Source organism: Candidatus Poriferisodalis sp. (assembly GCF_965208895.1).
GTDB lineage: Bacteria > Actinomycetota > Acidimicrobiia > Acidimicrobiales > Poriferisodalaceae > Poriferisodalis.
On the sequence record NZ_OZ242363.1, the window covers coordinates 1,752,277 to 1,776,843 of the forward strand.

A 24,567-nucleotide genomic window follows, 5' to 3' on the forward strand; every position below is an offset into this window, starting at 1 on the left:
CTTATGAGGCTGCCTGGGCGGCGAGGGCTGCCTGCACTTTGGGCAGCGTGCCGACGCCGTCGGCCTAGCCGTGACTGCGCGAGCAGCTTCTCAACTTCTTTGGTCGAGCCCCTATACAGGCGCCCTTGGTGGTCAGTCGGTGATGGTGCCGTACGCCCAGATTCCATATGGGTTCGTGACCTCGGTGACCCAGACCAAGTACAGGCCCACATCGCTGGCGCCAACAGTCGGGACCCGCACCGTCGCGGTGGTGTCGCCGCTGCTGATCGTCACTGAGCCTCCGTCGGCGTAGACGAAGCCATGCGCAATGCTGTAGGTCACCTCGACATCGCCGGTGTGGGCGCAGTCGATGCTGATGACGAACTCGAGGTCGTCGCCCCGCTGAGCGGTCACGTCGGCCACGGACACCGTCGGCTTGCCCACACACGCCGGCGCCTGATCGGTGTCGGGCGCCTGATCGGTGTCCGCTATGCCGTCGGTGTCGGGCACGTCCTGCACCGGCGGCGGATCGTCGTCGTCCGCAACGGCGACCGTCGCCGTGGCAGTGCCCACGTCGTAATCCGTGCCGTCGGCCACCGTCACCGACACCGAACCGTCAGCCTCATCGACCGAATCATCGGACGTCGCGACGTCGAACGACACTGAACCGCCGGTGGGGATGCTCACCGTCCGCGAACCCGTCACCGCCCCGAAATCACCGCTTGCCGACACCGACACGCTCACCGAGACCGGACTCGCCGGCACCGGGCTCGCCGTCAACGTGAACGAAGCAGCACCGCCCTCGCTGACACCGGCCCCAGCGCTCACGCTCACCACCGGCGTCGGCGGATCGTCATCGTCCGCAACGCTGACCGTCGCGGTGGCAGTGCCCACGTCGTAATCGGCGCCGTCGGCCACCGTCACCGACACCGAACCGTCAGCCTCATCGACCGAGTCGTCGGATGTGGCCACCGACAGGGTCTTGCTGGTCGTACCCGCCGCGATCGTCACCGTCCGCGAACCCGTCACCACCCCGTAATCACCCGACGCCCCAACCGTCACGCTCACAGGAAGATCCGCAGCCGGCGCCACATCAGCGCTCACCGTGAACAACGCAGCACCGCCCTCCGTGACACCGGCCCCGGCGCTCACGCTCACCACCGGCGCGGCCACCAGCTGCGGATCGTCATCGTCGAGCACCTGCACCGACTGCGACGACAACGAACCCACCGTGTAACCCCCGCCGCTGTCGCTGTTCAGCGTCAGCGTCACCGAACCGTCAGGCTCATCAACCGAGTCGCCAGACGACGACAGCGTCAGCGTCTTGGACGACTGCCCCGCCGGGATCGTCACCGTATGGGAACCCGTCGGCACGCCGAAGTCGCCCAAAGCCGACACTGTCACACTCACCGCCAGATCGGCAGCCGGCGGCGGAACCGCGCTCACCGTGAACGACACGTCAGAACCCTCCGTACCGCCGACAGAACCGGTGATATTCACCTCCGGCACAACGACCGGCTGCGGCGCCGCCAACATCGCCTGCACCTTCGGCAACGTCGTCACGCCGTCCTGCCAGCCATGCTGACGCGACCTCTCCAGCCACACAGCAATATCCGCGTCGCTCATTCCCGTCCGGCCCTCGAGCCGATCCAAGATCAGATTCCAATCACGAACACCGTTCGCATGATTCCGGCTCTTGAAATCCGCAATATGCGCATTCACCTCCGCGATCAGGGCCGCCTCGTCAAGCCGAGCGTCATTCGAATCACCGACCGGCGCATCGTCGGAGTCGCTGACCGGCGCGTCGTCGGAGTCGCTGACCGGCGCGTCGTCGTCGACGGGGCCCGCCGGGACGATCCGGAACCGGCGGGTCTGGTCATAGATCTGGCTGACGATGTCGCGGGTCGCCCCCGCGTCAGGCAGATCTGTGTCGGTGCGGTCGTAGAACAGATAGTTGTACAGCTGCAACGCCGACACGGTCCCCGCAGCGTCGGCCGCGGCGTGCACCGTCAACGTCACCGTCCCCGAAGGCGGCGCCGACGCCAACAGGCCGGTCCCCCAGTCGAACGTCGTGCGGCACCCCTCCCGGTCCGCACCCCGGAAATTCGGGGTGATCGTCACCTTCTGGGGCACGAACTCAGTGATGTGACGAATCACCCCGCCGATCACCACCGTCTCCCCGGTCCGCTCGCTCTGGGACATGTCGCAGCCCACCACCCGCACATTCACATAATCCGAGGCAGTGCCGCGCGCGGCGCCGGGATAGCGCAGACGGATCTGCACTTCGTGAGAGCTCCCCGCCCCCAACGTCGCCGGCAGCGCCTGCTCCAGACCGCCGTCGCGGCCCGCCACCCACGTCGCGCCGCCGTCGCCGGAGAACTCCAGCTCCTGCTCCCACACGTCGTCATCGACGATATGCACCTGCACATGGCCCGTCTCGTACGGCACAAAAGCCAACGCCCGCAACTGAGCGGCCGACAGGCTCTTCAGCGGCCCCTGGCCCCGGATCACCGGATCGGCGTTCGCGGTCACCACATGGGACAGCCGGAACGACTCGTCGAACGCATCACTGTCATGACCAGCGGAGAACTCCACCGTATGCCAGTCGTCACGCTCCGCCCACGACACCGCATTGCGGTAATACCCGCAGCCGCCCATCAGGTCATACCACGGCGCCGCACGCCACTCCAGCACACCATTGCCGTTGGGGTACTCGCTTCCCGTCGGCGTCTGGTAGCCCTCCATCCAGAAACCGCGGGCGCCCACCGTGTGCCGCGTCCGATGATCCGCCGTGGGATGACAACGCAGCCGATCATGATCATCGAGACCCGAACGGATGCTGCCCGCGTAATACCCCGCCGGCGCCGACCCGTTCACCCACACATCCACGCTCGCGTCCACATACCGGCGCCCGTGTCCGGTCAGCTTGTACTGGTACGTGACCTGGCTGCCGCCCTCCGTCAACTCGACTATCGGGCGGTCCGACTCCACCCAGCCGGCGTCGCTGCTGGGCGAGCAGGTTTCTCCGTCGGGGCAGGTGCGAAAGAGCATCGGGCGTGGGCGGCTGCCGTCGCGAATCGTCAAACTGAAACGGTCAGTCTGTGAGGGTGAGCCGGTCTCACGCGGGTCGGCGCCGCCGCCCACGTTGGTGGCGGACCCGTGCGCCGACCCATCGAACTCGGCGTTTGACGCCAGACTAATGGTGATCGCCTCGTCTTGTTCCTGACTGGAGTCATCTTCGGCGACCACCTTCAGGACGGCAGTCTGCGCGCCCGCGTCGCTGAAGGTGACGACCTGGTGCGCGAATTCCCCCCCACTATCGGCCACCCTCGAACCCAGGGATACCCCGGTATTGGGCGAGTCTTCGTCCAGCGTGATGGACCAATCCGACGTGGTGACGGCGGCCCCGGCTTGGAGAATTCGCAGCGGCACGGCGATGGTCTCGGCGGGCCCGTGGTCCCCGGCGCCCACCAGCGGGCGGCTCAGGCTCACCTCGAACTGCGCCGTATCGCTGTCGCCTTCGTACAGCGTGTCCTCGCCGGTGTCAACGCGCGTCAGGGTGACCATCGTCGGGTCGTTATCGACCACGGTCAGCAGGGCCGTGCGGTCTGCGGGGACGACGGTAAACGTGACGCCCGGGGTATTGGGGCTGTTGGGATAGGTCTGCACGTAGGCGTAGTTGGGTCTGTCCACGTTGTCGTTGTTCGGAAATACTCCAAACGCGATACTGGTTTGACCCTCGCCTATCAGCGTGCTTTCAACCTGCGAGTTCCCGTTCTGGGCAGTGCCCGGGGACCCGACGTCGATGCCGCCGGCCGGCGCCGCGCTGTCCAGGGTGAGGCGAAAGAACCGTGCGCCGGACGGGCCTGCGCCTTCGGCAATGGTGGGGTAGGTGTAGCCGGCCGGGGGGCCGGCGCCGTCGAAGGACAGCGTGACCGTGCGAGTCGTCTGCGCCGCAACCGGCTGAACAGCGACTGCCGTCGACGCCGCTGTCAGCAGCGCGGCGACGACCCCCAACAGGGGCCGCGCCGCGATTCGGCGCAGCCGCCGCTTGTCACGCGCCCGCCTGCGATGCGCCCGCTGCGACCATCGGGATGCGGCGCTCATTTGTGTGCGTGGGGGGGGGGGTAAAGAGACTCCGGAACGACACAGCTACCTCCATGCCGGCTAGGGCGCAGAATGCGTCCACATGACTCGTCTCCGCAAGCGTACCAACGTCCACTACGGAGACCGAACAGCAACGCGCGGACAAAACACTCGCAACAAACACCTGACCTGCGAGTTTGCACCCGGAACGCCCTGCAAATGTGACTTTGCGACCACCCGCCTAGGGAAGTCCGGCACCGGGAATCCCGACTCGAACGGTCTCGATGCGGCCGCGGGCGGGAGCGTTAGCGGGCGGGCGCGATGTCGGGGCGGTGACCATGTAGAGCGTTCGGCGATCGGCGTCGCCCAGCATGCAGGCGAAGCAGTTCATCTCCAGATTGATGACGTCGGTGACCTCGCCGCCATCGACGACACGGAAGCAGCTCGCGTTGAGCGGGTCTGCCACCCAGATTCCGCCGGCTTCGTCCAAGCAGATGCCGTCGGGCACTCGCTCGCCCAGCTCTGCGAAAGTCCGCCGACCGCTCAGCGAGCCGTCGGAGTCGATGTCGAAGGCAGTCATCCGGCGGCCGTAGCTCTCCGCGATGACCATGTGGCGCCCGCTGGGATCGATGACCGTGCCGTTCGGGAAGTCGAAGCCATCTGGCCCCGGCCGCGCCTGCCCATCGGGCGACACTATGGCCAGCGTCGCCTGGGCGAAGGTCTCCCCCGCCTGGTCGTCGAAGCCGAAGTTGCCGACGTACGCGGTGCCGTCAGCAGCCACGACCATGTCATTGCACGGGCCGCCCGCAATGTGGGACAGATCGGCGTGCAGCGACTCGTTGCCGTCAGCATCGAGGCGTCGCAGCTGCCGGTCCAGCATCGAGACGAACAGCAAGTCGCCGTTCGGCAGCCAGCCCAAGCCCGACGGCTGTGTAGGCACTGTGTGGATCAGCTCTTCGTGGCCGTCTGGCGTGACCGTGAAGATGCCATGCCGGTAGAAGTCGGAGTACCACAGCCGGTCGCCGCGCCAGCGAGGGCCTTCCCCGAATCGCAGCCCGGTCACCACCACATCAGTCGTCGTCATGGCCGCCGACGCTACTGCGCGGTCTCGGCATCGCATCTTTGGGGCCGGTCACTCGATCTAATCGGGTCGCGTCGGTACTGCTGTGTCTGGCGCAGACCGTCCTCGCCGACAGCCAGATACTGGAATTCGTCGAGAATGATGACAATCGGCTCGTTCGGCAGCACATGAACGTGCTCGCTGACCAACGAGTGTCATCGGCAATATGTGAGGCACAGCCAGTTCACGGGGCCAGCGCGGTGACAGGGACCACACAGACTCCGTCAGGGCGCCGATAGCTGTAACCGGTTGCCGTGATCACCAGCTTGTTGACCGGCGCACCTCGAGAGCCGGCGTCGATGGACTCGCAGGCTCTCGTCAGCGATTCGGCCGCTTCGTCGACGCGCGCGGCGCTCAGCTTGATCTCCACTGGGATCCACGCGCCGTCGCGACGCTCCACCACTGCATCGAACTCGTCCCCGTAGCTGGTGCGCCAGTGGAATACCTCGGCCCGATTGGCGGCCGCGTAGACACGCAGGTCGCGAATCACCAGCGATTCGAAGAGCAGGCCCAGCGTCTCAGGATCATCAAGCAGCCTGTGGGGTGTCGCACCCAGCACCGCTGCGGCCAGCGAGGGATCCACGAAGTGACGCTTCGGCGCCTGCTGCAGCTTCGCCCGCGTGCGCAGGCGCGTCGGCCACACCGGCAGGTCTTCGACCATGAAGACACGCCCGAGTGCATCGATGTAGTTGGCAGTCGCCTGCCAGCTGAGCGGCGGTTCCCCGGCGACATCACGCGAAAGCGTTGCCAGCGAAGCAGTCGATGCTGTGTGACGGCCCAGTGACGCGAGCAGGCGATGGACGCGGGTGGGATCGTGGCGGACGCCTGCCGTCGTCGGCAGATCGACACGCGCCATCTCGTCGATGTAACTCTCGAGCAGTTCCTGCGCCGCAATCACCGAACGATCCAGATGACGAGGCCAACCGCCGCGGCACAGGGTCTCGACCAGATCACTGACCGACAGCGGAGATGCGGCGGCGCTGGGCGCCTCGCCGTCGAGCAGCGCTCCGAGAGACACGCCCCCACTCGACTCGCCGCTTTCGACCAGTGACATGGGCCGCATTCGAACTCGACGAACCCTGCCAGCCCCGGAGTGCCGGGTGACGTCGTCGGGCGGCTGCGCGGAGCCCGTCAGGATGAAACAGCCGACGTCGCGTCCTTCATCGACGACATGGCGAGCGGTGTTCCACAGCGTGGGCACCGTCTGCCACTCATCGATGAGCCTGGGGCGGTCGCCTTCGAGTGCGCGCCGCGGAATGATCTCCGCGCCCTGTCGTGCAGCGGTGTCCTCGGTGAGCATCACCCGGCTGCGCGCATGCCGCAGGCCGGTCCATGTCTTGCCGCACCCCTTGACTCCCTCGATGACGACGATCGGGGCCGCCTCGAGTGCGGCCGACACCTGCGCGTCGACGACTCGGGGTCGATACTCGGTCGGGACGAGCCCGTCTGCCGCGGCAGGCATCGCACCAGACTAGCGGATGTGAGAACTTTCTGGTGCTTTATGTTACAACTATCAGCAGTTATGCATGCGATGTTTCAGAACGCAGATGTCATAACTCTTGGAAGCCAGAGGCTGAGTCGATAGGCGTTGCCGTCCGTTCGTACATGCCGGCCTCTTGCGCAATCTCGACCATGCGGTCCAAGGCAGCCCGAGCGGCCGGTGCGGGCTGGCGAGGGACGACCATCTGGTGCTTGATGGGGCCGACGTGCAGGTGACCGATGCGCGACTGGGCACCGTCGAGCTGCAGGCCGTCCAGCAGGGGCGCAACCACGCGGAAGAACGCCCGCAGCTCCCACCGGGCCAGATGAACGCCCAGGCAGAAGTGGGCGCCGTGGCCGAAGGCGAGGTGGTCGTTGGGCTCGCGTTGAACGTCGAAGCGATAGGGCTCGGGGAATTGGCGTTCGTCCCGGTTGGCCGACGGGTACCACACCCCCACGTGTTCGCCAGCCTTGATGGTGTGGCCCTGAAGCTCGGTGTCTTTGGTGCAAGTGCGGGCGAATTGGATCACCGGCGAGGTCCAGCGCAGGATCTCCTCGACGGCGGTCTCGACGGTGTCCGGGTCGTCGATGCGTTCGTTCAGCAGGTTGAGCTGGTCCCCGTGCTCCAGCAGCGCGATCACCCCACCGCTCGCGGCATTGCGAGTGGTCTCATTGCCGGCGGCGATCATCAGCCTCAGGTAGCCGACGAGCTGCTGGGGCGTCAGCGGCCCCGATTCGATCTCCGACCGCAGCAGGATGCTCACGAGATCTCGGCCGTCGGTTCCGTCACGCCGACGTCGCGCGATCAGCTCGCCGATCCACGTGTCGAACTCGCGGATCATGCGCGCCCGCATCTCGTCGCGCGGTTCCCCAGGACGGCAGAACCTCTCCAGATCCGGGTCGTCGAACAACACCGACGTCCAGGCGTGTACCTGGGACCAGTCGTCCGCTGAGACCCCCACCATCTCGCAGATCGCCGCGAGCGGCAGCTTCACCGCCAGGTCCTCCACGACGTCGGCCGTGCCAGTCTCGGTGACCTTCGCGATGAACTCGTCCGCGAAGCGCTGGGCATGCAGTTCCAAGGACTCGGACCGAGAGCGCATCGCCTTCGGCGTGAACTCCGGCACCACCAGCCGGCGCAGGTCCCAGTGATCGGGACGGTCCTTGAAGATGAAATCCGGCGGCTCGTCGGGGTCCCAGCCGATCTCGATGGCCCGCTGGCGGTACTTCGTCCAGAAACGCAGGTCGCGGTCGGCGGCGGCCAAGCGCAGGCGGCCGCCTCCGTTGATGAACGTCTTGTTCTGGCCCGACACCCACTTCACGTCCTCATAACGGGTGATCGCCCAGAACGGGACGATGTTGTCGCGCACGTACCAGTACACCGGTGCCTCGTCGCGCAGCAGATCCCACTCGGCCCACGGGTAGCCCTCGGCGGCGTACCGCTCCGTGTCGTGAATCACCGCCTCGTCGACCTGCATGAACCCGTGCCTCTTCCCGCCAGTCACCGTGATGTCCGGCATCAACGGTAGTGGCCTACCGACAGGGGCCGCCGGGCCTGACGCGGGTCGCAGCTTTCACGATGAGCGTTGCGCCCGCAGTGGTGACACTCGGGAATCTTGTGCAAATGGCATGGTCTGAGGGTCCGAGATCGAGGACGCGCTGAGCCGACGCGGAGCGGTGCTGATCGAGGGCGTGCGCTGGTGCGGCAAGACGTGGGCTGCGATGCGCTTTGCCCACTCCGAGTTGCGCCTCTGCGACGAGGACGCCGCCCGCTGCACGATCGTCGGGAGCTGACTTGGCGCGTCACAGTATGTATGCTTGACGTACAGCGTCAATGCCGGTACGGTGGGGCAAGGTGATCAGCGGCTACAAGGGCAATCAGCGGCTACAAGGGCAATCAGCGGCTACAAGGGCAATCAGCGGCTACAAGGGCAAGAGGACTGAGAGGTTTGCCAACGGCATGTTTGTTCCAGCGTTTCAAGGATTCGAGAAGCAGGCCGCGAAGAGGCTGTCGATCCTGAACGCGGCCGAGTCAATGAACACGCTGAGCGCGCTGCCGAGCAACCACCTTGAGACCCTGAGGGGTGACAGAGCGGGCCAGCACTCGATCCGGATCAATCATCAGTGGCGGGTCTGCTTTGTCTGGGTGGACGGACAGGGGCCGACCGATGTCGAAATCGTGGACTATCACTAAAGCTGTGGACTATCACTAAAGCTAAGGAGGCCAGATATGTTGCGACGGGTTGTGCATCCAGGGGAAGTGCTGGCGGGCGAACTGGAGGAACTGGAGATCACGCCGACGGAGTTCGCGCGACAGATCGACGTGCCGCCGAATCGGGTGTCCCAGATCATCGCCGGCAAACGGAAGATCACCGGCGACACTGCGCTTCGGTTCGGACGCTGGTTCGGCGTGGAGCCCCAGTTCTGGATGAATCTGCAAACACAATTCGAACTCGCAGTAGCCGAGGAGCAGATCGGCGAGGTGCTGGCAGCCAGGAAGACTGATCGCCAATTCGTCTGATCGGCAAAACGGCACTGATTCTGCTGGTTTTCCCGACGACTCGCCGTTGTCGCCGGGCTCACTGAGGCCGAGACGTGACGACGCCAGTCTGCGCGACTGGCCCCGGAGGCACCGATCTCGCGTGATCGCGGCGCAATACTGACTGCATGACGGAGAGCACGAGATCAGGTTCCAGCGCTGCCGACGGCTCAGGCGGTCTGCCGGTCGTGTGGTTCGACCGGCCTGCCGGGCGGCTGCAGCGCGAGCTGCTCGAAGGTCGAGCGCAGATCCTCGACGTGCGCGGTGAGGATCCGCTGGAGGGCATCGATCGAGCCGAGGGCGCGATCGTCGGCGCTGCGATCCGCTATGACCGCACCGTCTACGAGCAGGCCCCAAACCTCCGCGTGATCGCACGGGCGGGGATCGGATTCGACAATCTGGATCTCGACGACGCCACTGCCTACGGCATCGCCGCGTGCAACACGCCCGACGGCCCGACGATCTCCACCGCCGAGCACGCAGTCGCGCTGATCTTCGCCATCACCAAGGGATTGAAGGAATCGGCCCGCCGTCTCGAAGCCGGCGAAGGCGACTACTGGGCACGCCACGGGCATTTGGAATTGGACGGCTCGACGCTCGCATTGGTGGGGCTCGGACGCATCGGCAGCTACGTGGCCCGGGTGATGTCGGCGGTCGGCATGGACCTCGTGGCCTATGACCCGTACGCCGACGACGAGCGCTTTGCCGAACTGGGTGCACGGCGAGCGGCGACGCCCAGCGACGCGGTGGCCGGCGCGCATGTCGTGTCGGTGCACGCGCCGCTCAGCGACGCCACGCACCATCTCGTGAACGCCGAACTGCTCACCGCGATGCGCGACGGCGTTTATCTGGTCAACACCTCGCGCGGCGGCCTCGTCGATCAGGACGCACTGGTGGCGGCGCTCGACGCAGACAAAGTACGCGGCGCCGCACTGGACGTGACCGAACCCGAGCCGCTGCCAGCAGATCATCCGCTGCTGGGCCGCCCCGACGTCGTCGTCACTCCCCACGTGGCCTCAGCCACAGTCGCCGGCCGCACCCGCATCTTCACCCACGCCGTGGCCGAGGTCATGACTGCGCTCAACGGCAGTCAGCCGCCCAACATGCTCAACCCCGAAGCCTGGCCAGGCCGCAGCGCCTGACATCGGTTTGCATTGCTCGAGAACGCCGATGTCTCGACCCCGCACATAGCCTCCGGTAGCGATGGCAGGCGAGGCATCGGCGGCGGGACGGTTGGCGCCGTTCCTGCCCCGCGAGCCCGACGCCGACTCGCTGCTCGACGGGTTCCTGGCCTACACCGCCGAGATCGGTCTTGAGCTGTATGAGGCCCAGGAAGACGCCGTCCTCGAAATCTTCGGGGGCAGCCATGTCATCATCACCACGCCCACTGGCTCGGGGAAGTCGCTCGTCGGCCTCGCTGCGCATTTCGAGGCGGTGGCCCGTGGCCAGCGCAGCTACTACACGGCACCGGTCAAGGCGCTCGTATCGGAGAAGTTCTTTGCGCTCTGCGAAGAGCTGGGCGCGGCCAACGTCGGCATGGTCACCGGCGACGGTGCCGTCAACCCCGAAGCTCCGATCGTCTGCTGCACGCAGGAGATCCTGGCAAACCTGGCGCTGCGCAACGGTGCCGACGCCCCAGTCGACAGCGTCGTCGTCGACGAGTTCCACTTCTATGCCGACCGTGACCGGGGCTGGGCCTGGCAGGTGCCGCTGCTGGAGCTGACTCGCACCCAGATAGTCCTGATGAGTGCAACCCTCGGACCCACTCAGCGCTTCGCCGAGGACCTGCGCCGCCGCTCCGGCCGTGAGGTCGCAACGGTGAGCGGCGCCGAACGACCCGTGCCGCTCACCTTCACCTACCGCGAGACCACCCTGCACCAGTCGCTCGAAGAACTCTTGGAGCTGCGGCGGGTGCCCGCCTACATCGTCCACTTCACCCAGAAGGCCGCAACCGAGCGTGCGCAGGCGTTCACCAGCCTGAACGTCCTCTCCAAAGAGGAGAAGGCGCAAGTAGCAGCCGAAGTCGTCGACTTCCGGTTCGACTCGCCGTTTGGCCGTGACATCCAACGGTTCGTGAAGGCCGGCATCGGCGTGCACCACGCCGGGATGCTGCCCAAGTACCGGATGCTCGTCGAACGGCTGGCAGGAGCAGGCCTGCTCAAGCTGATCTGCGGCACCGACACGCTCGGCGTCGGAGTGAACGTACCCATCCGCACGGTGGTGTTCACCCAGCTCTGCAAGTACGACGGCCGCGACACTCGAGTGCTGTCGGTACGCGACTTCCAGCAGATCGCCGGCCGGGCGGGACGCCGCGGCTTCGACAGCGACGGCTTCGTGTGGTGCCAGGCCCCCGAGCACGAAATCGAATATGCGATGGCGTTGGAGAAGGCCCGGGAGAAGTTCGGCGACGACGCCGCGAAGCTGCGCAAGGTGCGCCGGCCCTCGCCGCCCAAGCGCGGCTACGCGCCCTGGAACGCCGACACCTTCGAGCGGCTCGCGGCCGGCCAGCCAGAACCGCTTCGCTCTCAGTTCGACGTTTCGCACTCAATGCTGATGAACGTGCTTGACCGCCCCGGCGACGGCTGCTCCGCCCTGCGCAGACTGCTGACGGACAATCACGAGACCCGTGCGGCCAACCGCACCCACATCCGGCGGGCCATATCCATCTACCGCTCGCTGGCCGAGACCCAGGTCGTGGAACGACTCGACGAGCCCGATGAGCTCGACCGGCTCGTGCGGGTCAACGTCGACCTGCAACTCGAGTTCGATCTGACCCGGCCGCTGTCGCCGTTCGCGCTCGACGCCATCGAGTTTCTCGACGCTGAGGAGCCCACGTACCCACTCGACGTGCTGAGCGTGCTGGAAGCCACGCTGGAGAATCCCACCGTGGTGCTGGAGCGCCAGCGGGACCTGCTGCGCACCGACCTGCTGGCCGAGATGAAGGCCGAGGGTGTCGAATACGACGAGCGCATGGAGCGCCTCGAAGAAGTCGAATGGCCCAAGCCGCTGCGCGACTGGCTGTATGACAGCTTCAACGCCTGGTCGACGCACCACCCCTGGCTGCGCAACGAGAATGTCCGCCCAAAATCGGTGGCGCGTGACCTGCATGAGCGGGCGATGACGTTCCGCGAGTACGTCAACCACTACGGCATCAAGGGCTCCGAGGGTGTGCTGCTGCGCTACCTCAGCGATGCCTACAAAGCACTCGCTCGCAACGTGCCCGAGCACCGGCGCACCGACGACATCGTGGAACTGACCCGCTGGCTCGGCGAGCTCGTGCGCGACACAGACAGCAGCCTCATCGACGAATGGGAACGGCTCGAGCAGTTAGCAGCGAGTTAGGTCGGCGCCCGATAGTTGGGCGCCCGATAGTTAGGCGCCACTGTGCTCATCAGGTCGGCGCCCGATAATTGGGCGCCTCCTTGGTGATCATGATGTCGTGGGGGTGGCTCTCGCGCAGGGCCGCCGCGGTTACACGTACGAATCTGGTGCGCAGCCGCATGTCGTCAATGCTCGAAGCGCCGCAGTAGCCCATCGCCTGGCGCAGCCCGCCGACCAGCTGATGCAGCACTCCGGCCAGCGGGCCCTTGTAGGCCACGCGTCCCTCAATCCCTTCGGGCACCAACTCTTCGACCTCGCGCCCGTCTTGGAAGTAGCGGTCCTTGGAGTAGCTGCGGCCCTTCATGGCACCCACTGAGCCCATGCCCCGGTATTCCTTGAAGCGCTCGCCCTGATACAGCACCACCTCGCCGGGCGACTCGTCGGTGCCCGCCAGCAGGCTGCCCACCATGGCGCTGTGCGCCCCGGCTGCGATCGCCTTGGCCAAATCGCCGGAGAACTGCATGCCGCCGTCTGCGATCACCGGCACGCCAGCCGCGGCAGCCTCGGCCGCGCAGTCGAACACCGCCGAGATCTGCGGCACCCCGACGCCGGCCACCACGCGGGTCGTGCAGATCGAGCCGGGGCCGATCCCGACCTTGATCGCATCGGCGCCAGCCTCGATGAGTACACGAGCCGCATCCGCGGTGGCCACGTTGCCTGCCACCACCTCGGCGGAATGATTGGCCTTGATCTTTGCGACGGTCTCGATGACGTCGCGGCTGTGACCGTGTGCGGTGTCGACGACGAGGGCATCTACGTCGCGCTCCACCAGTGCGGCGGCACGCTCGATGGTGTCGGGTCCGGTGCCGACGGCAGCGGCGACCAGCAACCGACCCTGGGTGTCCTTGGAGGCGTTCGGGAACTGGATGCGCTTCTGGATGTCTTTCACCGTGATGAGGCCCACCAGCCGGAATTCGTCATCGGTGATCGGCAGCTTCTCGATGCGGTGTCGCGCCAAGATGACCTGCGCCTCGTCGAGCGTGATCGGCGCCTGCGCGGTGACCAGCCTCTCCGAGGTCATCACCTCGTGGATGGGCCGGCTCCAGTCGGTCTCGAAGCGCAGGTCGCGGTTGGTGAGGATCCCGACTAGCCGACCTGCGGGATCGGTGATGGGCACACCGCTGATCTTGAAGCGAGCCATGAGATCTTCAGCTTCTGAGGCCAGGTTGTCGGGGCCCAGCGTGAAGGGCTCGTTGATCATCCCCGACTCGGAGCGCTTCACCCTGTCGACCTCAGCGGCCTGATCGGCAACCGACAGGTTGCGGTGGATCACGCCGATGCCGCCGTGGCGAGCCATCGCGATGGCGAGCCGCGCTTCGGTGACCGTGTCCATGGCTGCACTCACCAAGGGAACGGCGAGGGTGATGCCCCGCGTGAACCGCGTCGAGGTGTTGACCGCATCGGGCAGCACGTCGGACGCGTCGGGCACCAGCAGCACGTCGTCGAAAGTCAACCCGTCCGTCGTGAACTTGCTGTCCGGAGAGGGAAATCGGCCCTTTGCGGGGGGCGGTGACTGGGCCATGGCGCACCCTACCGCGCGCCCCCAAAGAGGCTGAGTCGATAGGCAGAGCTGTGGCCCGAGCGGCCCGTGAGCGACAGCGAGCAAGAGCGGGAAACAGCTGGTGCGCCAACGCGAATGCTCGCCGATCGGCGCGCCCCCAAGAGTGCCAGCGAACCCGATCGCAGTAGGTTCACGCACAGCCAGCACACAGGGCGAGCAGGCGGAGCGGGTCGACGTGGCCGATTTCCAGCAGCACGAATCGATCGCGACGCTTCATCGCCTTGCCGACCGATCCGTCGAGAGCCTCGAAGGCGAGCTGTACGACTACTCACGCCGCCGGCCGATTGCGCTGATCATCCCGGCGCTGTACAGCGAGCTGGCGGGCCCCGCGCTCGGCAACATCGTCGACGAGATCGCCAAGGTCGCCTACATCGACGAGATCATCGTGGGCATCGACCGCGCCGACGAATCCCAGTTCGCTGATGCCAGGCAGTTCTTCTCCCGCTTGCCCCAGCGCACCCGCCTGCTGTGGAACGACGGCCCGCGCCTGCGCAAGGTCGACGAGGTGCTTGCTGAGCGGGTGCTGGCACCCACCGAGCCGGGCAAGGGACGCAACGTCTGGTACTGCCTCGGCTACTTCCTGGCCTCAGGACGCTGTGAGAACGTGGCCCTGCACGACGCCGACATCGTGACCTACGACCGGGGCCTGCTCGCCCGGTTGCTCTACCCGATCCTGCACCCCACCTTCGGCTACTCGTTCTCGAAGGGCTACTACTTCCGGGCCGGCGAGGGTCCATCGGGGCGACTGAACGGGCGGGTCGTGCGCCTGCTGGTGACGCCGCTGCTGCGGGCCCTGCGGGCCACCATCGGCGAGCACGAGTACCTGCGCTACTTGGGCTCGTTTCGCTACCCGCTGGCAGGCGAGTTCGCGATGAAGCTCGACATGACGCGCAGCATCCGCATCCCCAGCGACTGGGGGCTCGAGATCGGCGTGCTGTCGGAGGTCTACCGCATCTACCAGGGGCGGCGGATCTGCCAAGTGGACCTGTGCGGGCGCTACGACCACAAGCACCAAGACCTATCGCTCGGTGACCCCGACGGGGGCCTGCACAAGATGGCCCGCGACATCGCCAAGGCGATCTACCGCAAGCTGGCCATCGACGGCACCGTGCTGGGCTCGGAGACGTTCCGCACCGTGAAGGCCGTCTACTACCGCAACGCACTCGACCTCGTCAGCCACTACCGCAACGACGCCGTATTCAACGGGTTCGGCTTCGACCTGCACGCAGAGGAGACCGCTGTAGAGCTGTTCGCCTCGGCGATCATGGAAGCTGGCGACGAGTTCCTCAACGACCCCATGGGCACGCCGTTCATCCCGAACTGGTCCCGAGTGCAAAGCGCGGTGCCCGATGTGCTCGACCAGCTCCACGACGCAGTTGAGCTCGACAACGCCTAGCGCGACGCAGTCGAGACCTGACACAAGATTCGCGAGCTCGGATTCCACCCGCCAGTGGTGTGTCGCGGTCTTGTTCGGGCAGGTAGCGAACTGCTGACCTGCGGAAACAGGTTCTTGTCAGCCCTGAGCATTTTGCCAACGCACCAGTAGCACGCGCACCGGCTGAGAGAGCTACGTCGGCGCGACGCAATCGCGCCAACTGAGCGCATTCGGCGAACAGCACCTGCGACGCATGTGCCATCGGCCGCTAATGGCATCTACCGGCAGCTATCCGAGTGAGACCGCCGACGGCACAGACAGTGCTTGGCGCGTCCTTCCGCGGCTGAGCCACGGCGATGCCAGCAACGGCAACCCGTCACCCGCAAGGAGGGGACCACCATGAAACGTAAGCTGACAGCGCTTGTGTGCTGTCTGGCGATGACACTCGGCGCATTAGCCGTGACATCTTCGCCAGCCGCAGCACACCATGAATTGAGTTGCACCACGCAGCCCGAGTACGTCCCGGTGCAAGTTGGCACCCGTACCGAGTCATACATTCGTACTGTTGTCGGGCCGCTTGGCTTTCCGCGATACATTGAAAGCACGCGGCAAGTTCCTGTCTACGAGCTGCGAAAGCAGATGGTCAGTTCCTGTACCACGGTCCAACATCCTGACTCGCCGCCACCGCCAGCATCCCCGAATTGGGTGCAGCGAACCCTGAACTGGTTTGAGAGGCAATACTGCCGCACGTCCAATATCGAGGGAGCCCCTACCACCATTTCGCAGGATGTAGCTTGCTAGATGGCTTGTTGGTCGCTATGCAGTTCGGCGATTGCGCTTTCTGAAGCAAGCCCGCACACCGCGCCAGACTGCCCATAGAACAACGGCACCGGCCCCGATCGGAACGAAACCAGCCGGCTTCTCGGAATCGGGCTCGGAAGCTGCTTCATTGCGGCGACATGGCGACTCGGACACTGCTAGCAGAATAGCCCGCCCGGCGCAGCGTGCCGCCGGGCGGGCTATTCGTGTTACCTGCAACAGACCGCGATACTGAACCTCACCGGAACATTCCAATAGATGTCAAGTGCGGTTTGTAGAGGTGGCGAGGTCGGCTCTGAGGTTGCGGTGGAATTTCTCGGGCAACGGAGCGCTTGAGGCAGCGGATGGCTTCTCCTCATTGGTCTTGTCTTTGGCGACGCGGCGATCCAGGTAGCTGCGGGTTCGTTCGCAGTAGCTGAGCCGGACGGGGATGATCATGTACAGCACCCGGTTGCCCGCAAAGTTGAGCCGGTGACGTTCGGTGCGCCCGCAGGATGCGGGTATGGGCGCAACTGCGCACAGGTGGGCGAACCACGCCTCGGAACCGAGCCAGCCGATATTCCCTTCGGCGGCGTACCTGGTGCGGTTATGGGAGGCGGCCTACCTTGGCACGCTCGCCGGGTACGAAGTCTGGCAGTCCTTGCCAAGGATGTGTGGGGTAGTGCGCTCGCTGAGGCCGCCAAACACGAAGCCACGCTCGACGCGGGCGATGCTGGCGCGGTAGCTCTGGCGGAGCATCACGCATATCACGATCTCGCGCTCGAAGCCCGCGTCAAAGTCATCGTCGCCTCGGCCGAAGCAGCAAGCCTCTGCCAGCAGATCGCTGCCTGGCCCCAGCGGACGGACGAAACCCCGGCACCTGACTGGAACGTCGGGGCTTCGCCACGCGCGCCCCGCAGGCGACGAATTTGTCGTGGGAACCCCGTTTCAAGCAGTGGCGTAGCGCAGTCGCGAGACAGCACCGCGAGCCACGATCTCGTTTCGCGCGTACTGCGCTGGCATCAAGGGACTGGTCCAGCGTCCTGCCTGTTGCGTTTCGACTAATGACGCGCCGGCGCGCACGAGCGAAATCGCGCTGCCGATGCGAAGACTGTGTCCTGACGCGCCTTCGATACCGACCGCAGCAGCCGCTCCGCGAACGATCTCGCGAATACTGCGAGGCGACAACGACTCTTCCGAGACATGTTGCCCACGCAGGACTCGTCGGAACAGCGGGCCGCTGACAATAGTGATCCCTTGCGCATCAGCGGCCTGCAACCAGTCATCGATGCGGCGGATCGTCGGCGCGCCGAGATACAGGCTGGCCCCGTCACCATCCTGATCCGACTTGCTGCGGAGCACAGCGAGCGTTGCAGCACCGTCGTGCCGACGCTCAACATCGCCGACTTGAAGCGACGCTGCCTCGCTGACACGCAACAGGGCGTCGCTCATCACGGCAACAATCGCAGCATTGCGTAACCCGGTCGCATCGCCTGCGGATGCTGCTTGGCTGGCTGCAGCGTCTGCGTGTTCCCAATCCACGGCTGCCACTTGACGCGCTGGTGGTGTGGAGCGCCGGTGCGCTCGCAGCACAAGGTCACACGATGGTCCAACCGGATCAGATCGCCCTGCCAGGCGGGCGCCAAAGCGCACTGCGGCGGCGATCTGGCTCAGCTTGGCGCGCCCAGCGCCATCCGCCGCTAGCTCGGCCAACACTGCACTCAGGCCGTGGTCGTCCAACGGCCGCCCAGCAAGTCGCTCAGTGACTTGGCGCAGCGCCCGTCCATATGCCCGACGCGTCTCACGGCTCAATGCATGCTCCGCAGCCGCCACGCCGACGGCCGAAAGCGATCCGGTCTGCGGACCCTTTCCGATCACAAACGCACCAAGCGTCAACTCACTCGTCGACATGCCACTTACCTAGATTCTCAAGCGCCAATATAGCTTCTGGTAAATGCCATTACCAGTAATATACCTCCATACACAAGCGTTCGCAAGTGCTTCCGCTCAGTTACCAGCGAACAGCGACCGCAAGCACTTTCGACGGTGCAGTCAGAATCGGTGTCGCCTACCGCGGTAGAGGCGGTCCTGCGGCTGTACCCCCAAACTGATGCAGAGTGCGGTGCCCGATGTGCTCGAGCAGCTCTACGACGCAGTCGAGCTGGATAACGCCTAGCACCCCCTCGACCGTCTCAGCCCGATTCCTCAGTCTCGATCCACCCTTCGGCAATCGCTTGCCGGGCGACATAACTGCGAACCGCCGCATGGACGAAGGCAATGCGGCCGCGACCGACTGAGGTGACCAGCCCAGCAGAGAGCAGGCGCTGGCGGTACCGGCTCAAGCTGCGGTTGTCGTGCCGCCACCGCCTTCCGATGTCGGCGATCGAAGCGGAGCCGGGATCTTCGAGCATTGCGATGAGAAATCGCTTGTCAAGGTCGGAAAGGCGACGCCACAGGGGCGCATAGACATGGTCACCGAACTTGCGGACAGAACCGGCCAAGGCGCGCTCGACGTCATCGGCCGCAATGCCCGCGACCGGGTCTGCGCACTCATCCCACATATCTGCGCCGATGAGCTGAATCAAGTATGGCTGGCCGCCGGAAACCTCGGCCGCAAGCTGAAGCGCTTCGTCCCCGATCTGTGCACCAGCCGTCTCGATTGGTGAACGCAATGCGACTTCAGCATCGGAAATGGCGAGATTGCCGATCTCGTGCCGATTGCAGCGCTGGAGGAAAGTGGCGGCTGCACCGGTCATCAACCGGTCCTCCAGTTCGGGCAGCGCGGCACCCGCGAATGCAATCGGACGCTCGGGACGGCGGGAGACAAGTTGGAAGATGCCGCCGAATTGCCGGATTTCGGACACCTCGGCTGCGTGGAGCTCGTCGATGGTGATGAGCAGCCCCGTACCTCGCTCAGCGAGGAGGTCGCCCAGGCCAGCCAACACCGATTCGAAGTCACGCAGCGCTGCGCCAGGGCCATCAGCCTCGGACGCCGCCTCGGTCTGCACACTCAGGGCACCGAACGAGAAACCGCTCACGACGCGTCCCGGTCGACGACCGTGCTCTGTCTCGAAGTTGTGGAGAAGTCTGGTCGTCTTGCGAGCGATGTCTTCGATGAGGCCAGACGGCATCGCTCCAGCGCTCGAGACAGTCAGCCATCCTTGGGCCGCGGCACGGTCTTCGAATGCATTGAGCAGCACTGTCTTGCCGGTGCCTCGCAGGCCCCATACGAGCGTCGCATAGTTGGGGCTGCGCACGTTCCCGAACACTGTCTCAAAGCCGCTCAGCGCTGCACGGCGCCCAGCGAGCAGCGGGGGGCTGACCCCAAATGACGGCGAGAACGGGTTCAACGGTCGAGCCATGAGCCAAGCAACCCTCCTACGCGCGTATTGACCGCCAACGGACCGGCCACACGTTCCGCGACGAACACGGCCAATGACCAACGAAAGAGTAACTGATGCAGTGTGAACATGCGGGTTAGTTTGCTTTTGCGTACTGTTCCTTTTCTGCGCACAAGTCCTCCCGAATTGGTCCAGGGTGCAGAGCGCGGTGCCCAATGTGCTCGACCTGCTTCACGACGCAGTCGAACTCGACAACGCCCTGCGCGACGCAGTGATTTATCGTGACGGAACCGTCCTATAGTTAGGAATAGTGATGGCGCGCACCTCGTGGAAGCAGCGCATTGGCGAGATCTTGGCACTGGGTGCGTTCGCGTTCGTGTGGGTTCGGATTGTCGATTGGCTCACTTGGCCACTGTGGGGATGGCTGCAGGCAGCAGTTGCCATTGGCGGCATCGCCGCCGCCGGCATTGCCTACGAGAGCGGCAAGCGCTTCGGCCGCCGTTCGCCAGAGCAACCAGAGACCAAGTCAGACGAAGCACCCGACACCGCGTCCAAGCGTTTCGCTTGGAACGAGCGCACGGGCTTCGCATGGTGGGCGTTGGCGCTCGCGTTCTTGACGGCAACAGCGTTTGCCGAGCCGTTGTGGCTCGACTTGGCGCTCTGTGCGGCGCTCACCCCGGTCGTGATCTGGTGGGAGCGCCGCTGGCGCCGCGCCCGCTCAGATGAAAGCGCGAACGCCCTCAGCCCGGCAGGGCACGGGAGGGTCGCAGCGACCATCGTGTTGACGGGCCACATCGCCGAGTGGCTGCCGACGGAATTGCTCTTGGTGCCGGTGCTCTTTTTCGCCGGGCTGATGATCTGGCTGTTCGCTTATCTCTGCGGACTGCGCCTCGGGCGCCTTGAGGCCAGCGCTGGTTCCCGGCGCTCGGACTCCAGGCACAGCCACATCGTTTGACCCGCAGCCAGCGATGGGCGCGCACCGGGGCCGTGGACTCGGTCGTCAAGCAAATCAACGCAGCCTTCGGCGGCGAAGCGAGCCCCAGCGCTGCCCGGCGGGCACAGCTCCGACAGCACCTCGATGTCGATGGTGAGCTGGCCGTGGGTGACGTTGGTGATTGACGCGATCGTCTGGTCCCAGTCGGGTCCGCCGCGGATCACGCCGAACGCCCGCGACCCCAAGTCCAGCGACGTCTGCGCGCTGTCGGGATGAAACGCCGGCTGGCCGCGCCGCACCAGCATCCTGCGCACCAACTCCACCAGCACCCTGCGGCGGATGCCCTCCTGGGCGCCGAGCAGATCGACTGCCTCGTCGAGTGTCAGCTTGCGCCGGTTGATCGTGCGCCTGTTCCGCTCGACCGGCGGCAGCCCGTGCTCGGTGACGATGCGCGGGGGCTCGCTGATGGGCGCCCAGTAGCTGGGCGTGCCCAGCAGCGCATGGACATAGAACGCAGGGATGCCGGCGAGGCTCAGCATGATCGTGTGCGCGGCGAGGAACTGGGCGACGCCGAGTGTGTCGGAGTCGCCAGCGAACAGATCCCACAGCGAGACATTCAGCTCGTACGCCTTGGGCCCTTCAGGCGTGTCGAACTCCGAATGCGTGCCGCCCGCGCTGTGTCCTGCTGCGATGAGCCGGAAGAGCTCGGCACTGCTCAGCAGGCCTTCCACCGGACGGAGTCCGATGCCGTCATGGCTGGCGACGAAGTTGAAGTAGGACGTTCCCGTCGGTGGCGGGTCCAGCCCGGCGAGCCACTGCTGCATCGCAACCGCCGAGCCCGAGATCATCGTGTGGGCGACGAGCGGCGGCAGGCTGAAGTTGTAGACGAGGTGGGCTTCGTCGCCGTCGCCCCAGTAGGCCACGTTCTGGTCGTGGGGAACGTTGGTCTCGGTGATGATGACCGAGCCGGGGCAACGTGCATCCAGCAGCGTCCGCAGCAGCTTGACGATCTCGTGGGTCTGGGGCAGGTTCAGGCACGACGTGCCGAGTTCCTTCCAGAGATAAGCGATCGCATCGAGACGGAACCAGCGCACGCCGGCATCGACGAGGCACCTGACCGTGCGCAGCAGGTCCAGCAGGACGTCGGGCTCGCCGAAGTTCAGGTCGATCTGGTCGTGGCTGAAGGTGCACCACAGCAACCGCGGGCCATCGGGTGTCTCGACCTCGCGCAGCAGCGGGGTCGTGCGCGGCCGCGCCACGCTCGACAGGTCGTCGGAGGGCTCCGCGCTGAGCAGGAAGCGGCTGCCGAGCATCTCGCCGCTGCAGAACTGCTCCATCCACGGATGGTCGGCACTGACATGGTTCACGACGAGATCGGCCATCACCGTGTAGCTCTCGGCGAGGTCGGCGATGTCATCCCAGGTGCCAAGCCGCGGATCGACCGCCCGGTGATCGGTGACGGCAAAGCCACCGTCTGAGCTCGCCGGATAAAACGGCAGGACGTGCACAACGGTCACGACGTCGCCGGTCAGATCGTCGAGCAACTCATGCAACGTGTGCAGCGGCACCTTCCCGGCCTCGGTAATCGAGTCTGCGTAGGTGATCACCGCAACGTCGTGCTGATCCCAATGCGACGCTGGCGGGGGCGCTTCATCGTCTGGCCCGAGTCCGATTTCCGCCAGCACCTCGTCCGCCAGTGGCTCGACGGCCACCGCGGGATATACGAACTCGAGATGCCCCTCGACTCGCCGACGCAACTCCCCATCTGTCACAGCGCGCGGACTCCTGTCGTCGGTGCGTCAGCTTCAGGCCCCATTGTGTGCGCAGAAATGCTGTTCCCACCGGCAAGTCTGCACCGGATTGGGTATGGCCTCATTCTGTGTGCAGAAATGCCGCTCCCAGCGGCGAAACCACGCAGATATCGCACCGGCCTCATGCCACGCCCAGAAATGCCGCGCCCGGCGGCAGCCCAGCGGCGAACGCCCTGAAGGACCCGGACGTTCGCAGTCTCCCCCTAGCGTGAACCCATGACCGAGACCCTGCTCGAACGGCCCAGCGACGGGGCTGCCATGCCGTCGCGTCATCCGCTGTCGATGATGACCGAGGCGGAAGCCCATGCCGCCATCGAGGTCCTGCGCCGCAGCGGGCGCATTGGCGACGAAGCGCGCTTCCACGGATTCTGCATCTGGGAGCCGCCCAAGGACGAGGTCGCTGCATGGCTGCCCGGCGCCGACACCGACCGTCGCTTCGAGATCGTCGTACGCGAGCACGGCGAGGTGCATACCGCGGTGGTGTCAGTCACCCGCGGCGAGGTGGACTCATGGGTGCATCACCCCGACGCAGTGCCGAGGGTGGGCCAAGTCGAGTTGTTCGCGGTGATGGATGCCTGCCGCAAGGACCCGGGGTTCGCTGAGGCCGTTGCCAATCGGGGGATTTCCGATCCGTCACAGGTGCAGATCGACCCCTGGCCGACCGGCGATTACGGCTTCGAATTCGAGGCCGGCCGGCGCGTGCAGCGCTGCATCGCCTTCTGGCGTCCGAACCCCACCGACAACGGCTACGCCTACCCGCTCGACGGGCTCATGGTGCACATCGATGTCGACACGCTCGAAGTGCTGCACATCGAGGACTTCGAACAGTGGCCGCTGGCGTCGGAGCGAGGCAACTACGACGTCGACTCCGTCACCGAGGATTTCGGCCCGATGCGAACCGACTTGGCTCCCATCGAGATCACCCAGCCCGAAGGCACCAGCTTCACGCTCGACGACAACGAGCTGCGCTGGCAGAAATGGTCGATGCGGGTCGTCATGGACGACACCGAAGGTTTGGTGCTGCACCGGATCGCCTATGACGACGGCGGGCGGGTGCGGCCGATCATCGACCGGGCGTCGCTGGCCGAGATGGTGGTGCCCTACGGCGACACCCGGCCGTCGCAGACGTTCAAGCACGCGCTCGACTCAGGTGAGTTCGGCCTGGGCCTGATGAACAACTCGCTGCAGCTCGGCTGCGACTGTCTCGGCGAGATCGTCTACCTCGACTCGACCCAGGTGTTCGACGACGGCTCCGTGGTCACCACGCCGAACGCCATCTGCATCCACGAGGAGGACTTCGGCATCGGCTGGAAGCACTTCGACTGGAACGCCGACACCACCGAGGTGCGCCGCTCTCGCCGTCTGGTGGTGAGCGCCATTCACACCGTCGGGAACTACGAATACGGATTCTTCTGGTACTTCTACCTCGACGGCACAATCCGCTACGAGGTGAAGCTCACCGGCATCCTCACCACGCGATCGCACCGCGAAGGCGACGACATGACGTTCGCCCGCCAGGTGGCACCCCACGTGTCGGCCCCGATCCACCAGCACATCTTCTGCGTGCGGCTGGACATGGCCGTCGACGGAAGCGCCAATTCCGTGGTCGAGGTGAACACCGAAGCGCTGCCGCCAGGCCCCGACAACCCGCATGGCACCGCGTTCGCCGCCCGCGAGACGGTGCTCGAGAGCGAATCGGCTGCGCGCCGAAACACCAATTCTGCGTCAAGCCGGTACTGGCGGATCGAGAGCGCGAACCACATCAACCGGCTGGGGCGGCCGACGGCATTCCGGCTGCTGCCGCCGCCCACCGCGACCATGTTCGCTGCCCACGACAGCCCGCACTCCGAGCGCGCCACGTTCGCCCGTCACAACCTGTGGGTGTCGCCCACACGACCCGACGAGCGCTACGGCGCCGGACGGTTCCCGACGCAACGCAACGCCGGCGACGGGCTGGAGCGCTATACGGCGGGCGACCGGCCAGTGGTCGGCACCGACATCACGGTGTGGCACACGTTCGGAATCACCCACGATGCACGCCCCGAGGACTTCCCGGTGATGCCCACCGAGTACGTCAGCTTCGGACTGGTGCCCGACGGCTTCTTCGACCGCAACCCCATGCTGGATGTGCCGCCGTCATCGAACGGACACTGCGCCTAAGTC

At 65.7% G+C, this 24,567-nt stretch carries 17 protein-coding genes; 7 read left to right on the forward strand and 10 right to left on the reverse strand.

The window, feature by feature from the left end; genetic code table 11:
* Window positions 1–132 precede the first annotated feature (132 nt).
* From ACOGJB_RS07890 to ACOGJB_RS07910, 5 genes are all read right to left on the reverse strand, one after another.
* Complete coding sequence (locus ACOGJB_RS07890) at window positions 133–4,086, reverse strand: hypothetical protein (RefSeq protein WP_419840263.1); 3,954 nt, start codon at window positions 4,084–4,086, stop codon at window positions 133–135.
* A 220-nt stretch (window positions 4,087–4,306) separates the two neighbouring features.
* Window positions 4,307–5,149, reverse strand: coding sequence for an SMP-30/gluconolactonase/LRE family protein (locus ACOGJB_RS07895; RefSeq protein WP_419840264.1), 843 nt, complete (start codon window positions 5,147–5,149; stop codon window positions 4,307–4,309).
* Between the two features lie 11 nt (window positions 5,150–5,160).
* Window positions 5,161–5,313 carry a hypothetical protein gene (locus ACOGJB_RS07900; RefSeq protein ID WP_419840265.1) on the reverse strand — a complete coding sequence of 51 codons (153 nt, stop codon included), beginning with the start codon at window positions 5,311–5,313 and terminating at the stop codon, window positions 5,161–5,163.
* Window positions 5,314–5,369: 56 nt separating this feature from the next.
* Window positions 5,370–6,647 carry an ATP-binding protein gene (locus ACOGJB_RS07905; protein WP_419840266.1) on the reverse strand — a complete coding sequence of 426 codons (1,278 nt, stop codon included), beginning with the start codon at window positions 6,645–6,647 and terminating at the stop codon, window positions 5,370–5,372.
* A gap of 88 nt (window positions 6,648–6,735) precedes the next feature.
* Window positions 6,736–8,184, reverse strand: coding sequence for a cytochrome P450 (locus tag ACOGJB_RS07910; protein WP_419840267.1), 1,449 nt, complete (start codon window positions 8,182–8,184; stop codon window positions 6,736–6,738).
* A gap of 335 nt (window positions 8,185–8,519) precedes the next feature.
* Here ACOGJB_RS07910 and ACOGJB_RS07915 point away from each other — a divergent pair, with 335 nt between their 5' ends.
* The 4 genes from ACOGJB_RS07915 (at window position 8,520) to ACOGJB_RS07930 (ending at window position 12,545) form a co-directional block, all read left to right on the forward strand.
* Window positions 8,520–8,858, forward strand: coding sequence for a type II toxin-antitoxin system RelE/ParE family toxin (locus ACOGJB_RS07915; RefSeq protein ID WP_419840268.1), 339 nt, complete (start codon window positions 8,520–8,522; stop codon window positions 8,856–8,858).
* A gap of 36 nt (window positions 8,859–8,894) precedes the next feature.
* Entirely contained in the window at window positions 8,895–9,185 is a 291-nt protein-coding gene (locus ACOGJB_RS07920; RefSeq protein ID WP_419840269.1) for a HigA family addiction module antitoxin, read from the forward strand.
* Window positions 9,186–9,331: 146 nt separating this feature from the next.
* Window positions 9,332–10,345 (forward strand): NAD(P)-dependent oxidoreductase, encoded by a 1,014-nt coding sequence (locus ACOGJB_RS07925; RefSeq protein ID WP_419840270.1) that lies wholly within the window; start codon window positions 9,332–9,334, stop codon window positions 10,343–10,345.
* A 61-nt stretch (window positions 10,346–10,406) separates the two neighbouring features.
* Complete coding sequence (locus tag ACOGJB_RS07930; RefSeq protein WP_419840271.1) at window positions 10,407–12,545, forward strand: DEAD/DEAH box helicase; 2,139 nt, start codon at window positions 10,407–10,409, stop codon at window positions 12,543–12,545.
* Window positions 12,546–12,594: 49 nt separating this feature from the next.
* Here ACOGJB_RS07930 and guaB read toward each other — a convergent pair whose 3' ends face one another.
* Window positions 12,595–14,106: an IMP dehydrogenase gene (gene guaB / locus ACOGJB_RS07935; RefSeq protein ID WP_419840272.1), complete on the reverse strand. Its 1,512-nt coding sequence runs from the start codon at window positions 14,104–14,106 to the stop codon at window positions 12,595–12,597.
* A gap of 214 nt (window positions 14,107–14,320) precedes the next feature.
* Between guaB and ACOGJB_RS07940 the strand changes: the two genes are divergently transcribed.
* Window positions 14,321–15,541, forward strand: a complete 1,221-nt coding sequence (locus tag ACOGJB_RS07940; RefSeq protein ID WP_419840273.1) for a glycosyl transferase — start codon at window positions 14,321–14,323, stop codon at window positions 15,539–15,541.
* Between the two features lie 1,059 nt (window positions 15,542–16,600).
* Here ACOGJB_RS07940 and ACOGJB_RS07945 read toward each other — a convergent pair.
* The 3 genes from ACOGJB_RS07945 to ACOGJB_RS07955 all read right to left on the reverse strand — a co-directional run bounded on the left by ACOGJB_RS07945 (window position 16,601) and on the right by ACOGJB_RS07955 (window position 19,680).
* A complete protein-coding gene (locus ACOGJB_RS07945) occupies window positions 16,601–16,777 on the reverse strand; it encodes a hypothetical protein (RefSeq protein WP_419840274.1) in 177 nt (58 codons plus the stop codon).
* Between the two features lie 489 nt (window positions 16,778–17,266).
* Complete coding sequence (locus ACOGJB_RS07950) at window positions 17,267–18,229, reverse strand: tyrosine-type recombinase/integrase (protein WP_419840275.1); 963 nt, start codon at window positions 18,227–18,229, stop codon at window positions 17,267–17,269.
* A 281-nt stretch (window positions 18,230–18,510) separates the two neighbouring features.
* Complete coding sequence (locus tag ACOGJB_RS07955) at window positions 18,511–19,680, reverse strand: ATP-binding protein (RefSeq protein WP_419840276.1); 1,170 nt, start codon at window positions 19,678–19,680, stop codon at window positions 18,511–18,513.
* A 289-nt stretch (window positions 19,681–19,969) separates the two neighbouring features.
* On the opposite strand from ACOGJB_RS07955, the gene ACOGJB_RS07960 reads away from it, so the two are divergent.
* The gene (locus ACOGJB_RS07960; RefSeq protein ID WP_419840277.1) at window positions 19,970–20,614 is read left to right on the forward strand and encodes a hypothetical protein; all 645 of its coding nucleotides are present in this window, start codon (window positions 19,970–19,972) and stop codon (window positions 20,612–20,614) included.
* Here ACOGJB_RS07960 and ACOGJB_RS07965 read toward each other — a convergent pair.
* Window positions 20,530–22,365 (reverse strand): alpha-amylase family glycosyl hydrolase, encoded by a 1,836-nt coding sequence (locus tag ACOGJB_RS07965; RefSeq protein ID WP_419840278.1) that lies wholly within the window; start codon window positions 22,363–22,365, stop codon window positions 20,530–20,532. The two genes, ACOGJB_RS07960 and ACOGJB_RS07965, sit on opposite strands and share 85 nt — an antisense overlap.
* Window positions 22,366–22,620: 255 nt before the next feature.
* Here ACOGJB_RS07965 and ACOGJB_RS07970 point away from each other — a divergent pair, with 255 nt between their 5' ends.
* Window positions 22,621–24,564, forward strand: coding sequence for a primary-amine oxidase (locus ACOGJB_RS07970; RefSeq protein WP_419840279.1), 1,944 nt, complete (start codon window positions 22,621–22,623; stop codon window positions 24,562–24,564).
* The last annotated feature ends 3 nt before the right edge of the window (window positions 24,565–24,567 follow it).

Excerpts from the sequence above, each read along its gene's own strand:
- ACOGJB_RS07890 (WP_419840263.1), bottom strand. The coding sequence starts at position 4,086 with ATGAGCGCCGCATCCCGATGGTCGCAGCGGGCGCATCGCAGGCGGGCG.
- ACOGJB_RS07895 (WP_419840264.1), bottom strand. The coding sequence starts at position 5,149 with ATGACGACGACTGATGTGGTGGTGACCGGGCTGCGATTCGGGGAAGGC.
- ACOGJB_RS07905 (WP_419840266.1), bottom strand. The coding sequence starts at position 6,647 with ATGCCTGCCGCGGCAGACGGGCTCGTCCCGACCGAGTATCGACCCCGA.
- ACOGJB_RS07910 (WP_419840267.1), bottom strand. The coding sequence starts at position 8,184 with ATGCCGGACATCACGGTGACTGGCGGGAAGAGGCACGGGTTCATGCAG.
- ACOGJB_RS07920 (WP_419840269.1), top strand. The coding sequence starts at position 8,895 with ATGTTGCGACGGGTTGTGCATCCAGGGGAAGTGCTGGCGGGCGAACTG.
- ACOGJB_RS07925 (WP_419840270.1), top strand. The coding sequence starts at position 9,332 with ATGACGGAGAGCACGAGATCAGGTTCCAGCGCTGCCGACGGCTCAGGC.
- ACOGJB_RS07930 (WP_419840271.1), top strand. The coding sequence starts at position 10,407 with ATGGCAGGCGAGGCATCGGCGGCGGGACGGTTGGCGCCGTTCCTGCCC.
- guaB (WP_419840272.1), bottom strand. The coding sequence starts at position 14,106 with ATGGCCCAGTCACCGCCCCCCGCAAAGGGCCGATTTCCCTCTCCGGAC.
- ACOGJB_RS07945 (WP_419840274.1), bottom strand. The coding sequence starts at position 16,777 with ATGATCATCCCCGTCCGGCTCAGCTACTGCGAACGAACCCGCAGCTAC.
- ACOGJB_RS07950 (WP_419840275.1), bottom strand. The coding sequence starts at position 18,229 with ATGTCGACGAGTGAGTTGACGCTTGGTGCGTTTGTGATCGGAAAGGGT.
- ACOGJB_RS07955 (WP_419840276.1), bottom strand. The coding sequence starts at position 19,680 with ATGGCTCGACCGTTGAACCCGTTCTCGCCGTCATTTGGGGTCAGCCCC.
- ACOGJB_RS07970 (WP_419840279.1), top strand. The coding sequence starts at position 22,621 with ATGACCGAGACCCTGCTCGAACGGCCCAGCGACGGGGCTGCCATGCCG.